This window comes from Asanoa sp. NPDC050611 (assembly GCF_040654855.1).
Classification (GTDB): Bacteria; Actinomycetota; Actinomycetes; order Mycobacteriales; family Micromonosporaceae; genus Asanoa.
The window spans coordinates 1-5,226 of sequence record NZ_JBFAIU010000441.1; the positions used below are offsets into that span (position 1 = coordinate 1).

A 5,226-nucleotide genomic window follows, 5' to 3' on the forward strand; every position below is an offset into this window, starting at 1 on the left:
GGTGGTTCGAGCGGCATGAGAACGCGGCTGTCCTGTTCGGACGGTGCGTGCCGGTGGTGCGCAGCCTGGTGTCCATACCGACCGGCGCACCGGCCCAACACAAAACGCCCGTGGCGCTATACCCGGGCGTCTGCAAGGTATGAACATGAAATGCAATATGCGCAGTTTAACACCCAGCGGCGTCAGTCGCCCGCCGGGCGGGTGTTTTCCGGCAAGCGCGGGTCGAGCGGCTCACCCGCGCGCCGGTCCTTCGTAGTCGGGCGACACGTAGACCGGGAGGCGGGTGCCCGCGGAGCGCACGAACCGCCTGGTGTAGGTCACCTGTCGGGGCCGCACGCCGTCGAACGTGGGCACGGCGAAGTGCAGCGGGAGGTGGCCGGCGGACTGACGCGTGGGGGCGACGTCGTGTCGTTGGTCATGCCAGGGGCCGCCGAGAAAGAGCACGATCACAGTCAATCTCCGGGGGTGCGCCGAGGTCGTGTCCCCACCGCGCCGGCGGTGCCGTGGGGACACGGTCGGTGCGGTTCAGATCACGCGGATGTTGGCCGCCTGCGGGCCCTTCTGGCCCTGCTGGATGTCGAACTCCACGCGCTGGTTCTCCTCCAGCGACCGGAAGCCGCTGGAGTCGATGGCCGAGAAGTGCGCGAACACGTCCGGGCCACCGCCGTCCTGCGCGATGAAGCCGAAACCCTTGTCGGCGTTGAACCACTTGACGGTGCCTACTGCCATTGTCTTACCTCTCGGAATGGTGCCCGCCGTGTGCGGGCGCCGCGATTGCCGCATGCATCCATCCCGACCGGCGAACCGGTACAAACACAAAACGCCCGTGGCACGTCACCCGGGCGTCCGCAAGGTATGGGGAACACAAGACCGCAATGTCGGCAATCTAGCACGCCCGCCCCGCGTCGGCCGACCGTGACTGCTGGGGCACCTGCAAGAGGTCGAGCGTGTCGCGCCACAGCGAGTCGAGCTGCCGCGGGTCGTTGAGCAGCTTGGCCAGCAGCACGCGGCCCTCGATCTGGGCCACGATCGACCGGCCGGCCTCGCGCGCGTCGACCGCCGCGCCGGCCAGGCCCGCCGCCTTCGCCTCGAGCACCACCTGCTCGATCAGGTCGATCTGGGCCTCGAAGATCTCCTGCAGCCGCTTGCGGATCTCCTCGGCCTGGTTGCTCAACTCCAGCGCGAGGTTGCCGAACAGGCAGCCGACGACCACGCCGGCGCGTGCCTGCCCGGCGCGCTGCACCTCTTCGGTCGCCTCGAACAGCTCCCGCAGCCGGCGCAGCGGATCGCCCTCGCCGCGCAGGATCGAGACCCACTGGGCCTGCTGCGCGGCCCAGTGCTCGTCGATCACGGTGAGCGCCAGCGCCTGCTTGGACTCGAAGAAGTAGTAGAAGCTGCCCTTCGGCACGCCCGCCGTCGTGCAGATCTCGGCCACGCCGATCGCCGAGTAGCCGCGCTGCTCGAACAGCAGCTTGGCGGCTTCGAGGATCTTGTCACGCGCGTCACTCGTCCGTCCCACGCCTTGGAGAATACACGACCGGTCATCTAGCTTTTAGTCGACCAGTCGTCTAGTGGCGACGAGATGTCCGATCATGAGAGGTAACGCAATGAATCAGGGACCGAAGGTGGCTGTGATCACCGGCGCATCACAGGGGATCGGCGCCGGCCTGGTCGAGGCGTACCGCAAGCTCGGCTACGGGGTCGTGGCCACCTCGCGCTCGATCGCCGACCCCGACGACCCCATGGTCGTGACCGTGCAGGGCGACATCGCCGCGCCCGGCACCGCCGAGCGGGTGGTCGCCGCGGCGCTCGACCGGTTCGGCCGGATCGACACCGTCGTGAACAACGCCGGCGTCTTCGTGGCCAAGCCGTTCACCGACTACACCGACGCGGACTTCGACCTGCTGATGGGCGTCAACGTGGCGGGGTTCTTCCAGCTGACCCGCCGGGCGCTGCCGCACCTGCTGGCCACGGGGGCCGGCCACGTGGTGACCATCACCACGAGCTTCGTCGACCAGCCCAACTCCAACGTGCCGTCGGTGCTCGCGTCGCTGACCAAGGGCGGGCTCAGCTCCGCCACCAAGTCACTGGCCATCGAGTACGCGCGCCGCGGTGTCCGGGTCAACGCCGTCGCGCCGGGCATCATCAAGACCCCGATGCACCCGGTCGAGTACCACCCGACCTTCGACGGGCTGCACCCGGTCGGCCGGATGGGCGAGACCGGAGACATCGTCGACGCGGTCGTCTACCTCGAGTCGGCGCCGTTCGTGACGGGCGAGATCCTGCACGTCGACGGCGGCCAGAACGCCGGACACTGACCAAGGAGGCAGCGATGCCGTACGTCAACATCCAGATCACCCGTGAAGGCACCACGCCCGGCGCGACGGCGCCCACGCCGGCGGAGAAGGCGGCGCTCATCCACGGCGTCAGCAAGCTGCTCCTCGACGTGCTCGGCAAGCCGATGGAGTCCACGTTCGTCGTGATCGACGAGGTGGAGACGGCGAACTGGGGCTGGGGTGGGCTTCCCGTCGAGGAGTTCCGGGCCCGCCGCCGCGCCGAATAGCGCCAGCTCGCGCGGGGGGTCGGTGCCGCGGAGCCGGCCCCCGCGCGGTGGGCGACGCCCCCTGTCAGGAGTAATTTCAGTCCTGACGGGGGGATGTGATGATTTTCCATGGCAAGCTGGGGTGAGCCGGACGCTGGCCAGGCGCAATCGATGATCAACAACCCCGATCGCCGGTTGCGCATCTTCATCTCATCGGCACTCGACGAGCTGGAGGACGAGCGCCTCGCGGTGCGGGACACCATCGCGCGGATGCGGCTCGTCCCGGTCATGTTCGAGCTCGGTGCCCGGCGCCCCCGCGACCCGGACGTCTACCGCGACTACATCGGCGAGAGCCAGCTCTTCATCGGCATCTACGGCGAGAGCTACGGCTGGGTCGAGCCCGAATCCGACGTCGCCGGCATCGAGCAGGAGTTCCGGGCCGCCGGCGACCTGCCCAAGCTGATCTACGTCAAGAGCCCGGCCAACGGTCGCGACCCGCGGCTCTCGGCATTGCTCGACCGTATCCGCCACGACGCCCAGGTGAGCTACCGCCGCTTCCACTCGGCCGACGAGCTGCGCCGGGTGGTTGGCGACGACGTCGCGCTCCTGCTCACCGAGCGGTTCAACCCGGTCAGCCCCGCGCGCCCCGACAACGGCACGCGCACCCCGTTGCCCGTGCCGCCCAACCAGCTCCTCGGCCGCGCTGCCGAGCAGCGTGCCCTCAGCGACCTGCTGACCCGCGACGACGTGCGGCTGGTCACGCTCACCGGGCCGGGCGGGGTCGGCAAGACCCGGCTGGCGCTGCAGCTCGGCGAGACGCTCGGGCCGACGTTCGCCGACGGGGTGGCGTTCACCGACCTCTCGGCGGTCACGGACCCGGACTCGGTCGGCATGGCGATCGCCACCTCGCTGAACCTGTGGACGATGCCCAACCAGTCGGCCATCGAGAACGCGGTCGCCTATCTGCGGGACCGGTCGATCCTGCTCGTCGTCGACAACATGGAGCACCTCACCGACGCCGCCACCGTCATCAGCACCATGCTCGACACCTGCCCACGGTTGCGGGTGCTGGCCACCAGCCGGGTGCCGCTCCGGCTGACCGGCGAGCACGTCTTCGACGTACCACCCCTGCGCATACCCGACCCGCGTGAGGATCCGTTGCGCGCGGTCAAGGACGGCGCCGCGCAGCTCTTCGTCGAGCGGGCCCGGGGCGTCCGGTCCGACTTCCGCGTCGACGCCGACGGCGCGGCCGCGATAGCGGAGATCGTCCGCCGGCTCGACGGGCTGCCGCTGGCGGTCGAGCTGGCCGCGGCCAAGGTCCGGGTGCTTCCGCTGTGGGTGCTGGCCGAGCGGCTCGAGCGCGGGCTCGGCACGCTGACCGGCGGCGCGCGCGACCTGCCGGCCCGGCAGCGCACGCTGCGCGACACGATCGCCTGGAGCTACCAGCTCTTGCGCCCGGAGGAGCAGCAGACCTTCGCCCGCATCGGGGTCTTCTCCGGCGGCTTCGACCTGGAGGCGGGCACCGCGCTCGTCGCGATGCCCGACCGCTACGCGGCGCTCGAGACGTTCACCGCCCTGATCGAGAGCAGCCTGGTGACCCAGGACGTGCGCGGCCCCGAGCCGCGGATGTCGATGCTGGCCACGATCCGCGAGTTCGCCCTCGACCGGCTGCGCGAGGACTTCGACTGGGCGGAGACCCACGAGCGGCACGCCCGCTACTACCTGGCCTTCGCCGTGGCGACCGCGCCGCCGGTCGGCCAGACCTCCACCGACCCGGCGGCGGTCGACCTGCTCGCGGCCGAGCACGACAACCTGCGTGCCGCGGTCAACTGGTTCATCGACAACGACGAGATGGATGACGCGGTGCGGCTGGCCTGGATGCTCTGGCCACTGTGGTGGCTGCGCGGCCACATCGACGAGGGCGCCCGGACGGTCCGGCGGATCCTCGAGCACGCCGACTCGATGTCGCCCAGGGCGTACTCGCACGCGCTGTTCGGCGACGGCGCCATCGCGTTCCTCAGCGGCGACCAGGAACGCGGCCGGGTGCAGCTCGAGCGGGTCCTGCCCATCCTGCGCGAGCTGGGCGACCAGGACGTCAACGCGCGCGCGGCCGGCATGCTGGGCCAGCTCGCCCTGTCCCGCGGCGACTACCCGCAGGCCCGCGCGCTGCTCGGCGAGACCAAGCAGATCAGTGAGCGGATCGGCGAGATCTGGATGGCCGCGCTCTACCACACGCGGCTCGCGCTCGTGCCGCTCAACGAGGGCGACTACGCCGCCGCGGCGGAGGAGTACGCGGGCGGGCTGCGGATAGCGCGCAAGACCGAGGACCACCTCGGCGAGGTCGTGGCGCTCTACAGCCTCGCCGTCACCGCGACCTCCGCGGGCGATCCGGAGACCGCGGCCGGCTACCTCGCCACCGGGCTGCGCCTGTCGGCCGCGGCGAGCGACCAGGCCGGCAGCGCGGTCTACCTCGACGCGCTCGCGGACCTCGCGGCCCGCGCCGGTGACCTGGCCCGGTCGGTGCGGCTGACCTCCGCCGCCCGCAAGCTGCGGACCTTCGCGGGCACGGCGTGGATGCAGGCGTACGTGCCGCCGTGGCCCCGCTCGGACGCCCACCGCGAGGCCGTGCCGGCCGGCGAGACGCTGCTGCCGCTGGCGCAGCGGATCCTCGCCGACGCCGAGAC

At 70.9% G+C, this 5,226-nt stretch carries 6 protein-coding genes and 1 pseudogene; 4 read left to right on the forward strand and 3 right to left on the reverse strand.

All coding sequences use genetic code 11. The features are described from left to right. Window positions 1-89: pseudogene (locus AB0H87_RS37535) on the forward strand (DedA family protein); the annotation flags it as partial. Window positions 90-231: 142 nt separating this feature from the next. On the opposite strand, the gene AB0H87_RS37540 reads toward AB0H87_RS37535, so the two are convergent. The 3 genes from AB0H87_RS37540 to AB0H87_RS37550 all read right to left on the reverse strand — a co-directional run bounded on the left by AB0H87_RS37540 (window position 232) and on the right by AB0H87_RS37550 (window position 1,519). Next, window positions 232-450, reverse strand: coding sequence for a hypothetical protein (locus AB0H87_RS37540; RefSeq protein ID WP_360157154.1), 219 nt, complete (start codon window positions 448-450; stop codon window positions 232-234). Between the two features lie 75 nt (window positions 451-525). Then, on the reverse strand, window positions 526-729 hold the full coding sequence (locus AB0H87_RS37545) for a cold-shock protein (protein WP_360157157.1): 204 nt from the start codon (window positions 727-729) through the stop codon (window positions 526-528). A gap of 157 nt (window positions 730-886) precedes the next feature. Next, entirely contained in the window at window positions 887-1,519 is a 633-nt protein-coding gene (locus AB0H87_RS37550) for a TetR/AcrR family transcriptional regulator (RefSeq protein WP_360157160.1), read from the reverse strand. Window positions 1,520-1,625: 106 nt separating this feature from the next. Between AB0H87_RS37550 and AB0H87_RS37555 the strand changes: the two genes are divergently transcribed. The 3 genes from AB0H87_RS37555 to AB0H87_RS37565 form a co-directional block, all read left to right on the forward strand. Then, complete coding sequence (locus AB0H87_RS37555; protein WP_360157163.1) at window positions 1,626-2,318, forward strand: SDR family oxidoreductase; 693 nt, start codon at window positions 1,626-1,628, stop codon at window positions 2,316-2,318. A gap of 14 nt (window positions 2,319-2,332) precedes the next feature. Further along, on the forward strand, window positions 2,333-2,563 hold the full coding sequence (locus tag AB0H87_RS37560) for a 4-oxalocrotonate tautomerase family protein (RefSeq protein ID WP_360157166.1): 231 nt from the start codon (window positions 2,333-2,335) through the stop codon (window positions 2,561-2,563). A 150-nt stretch (window positions 2,564-2,713) separates the two neighbouring features. Then, window positions 2,714-5,226 (forward strand): DUF4062 domain-containing protein (locus tag AB0H87_RS37565; RefSeq protein ID WP_360157169.1); only part of this gene is annotated, 2,513 nt, incomplete at its 3' end.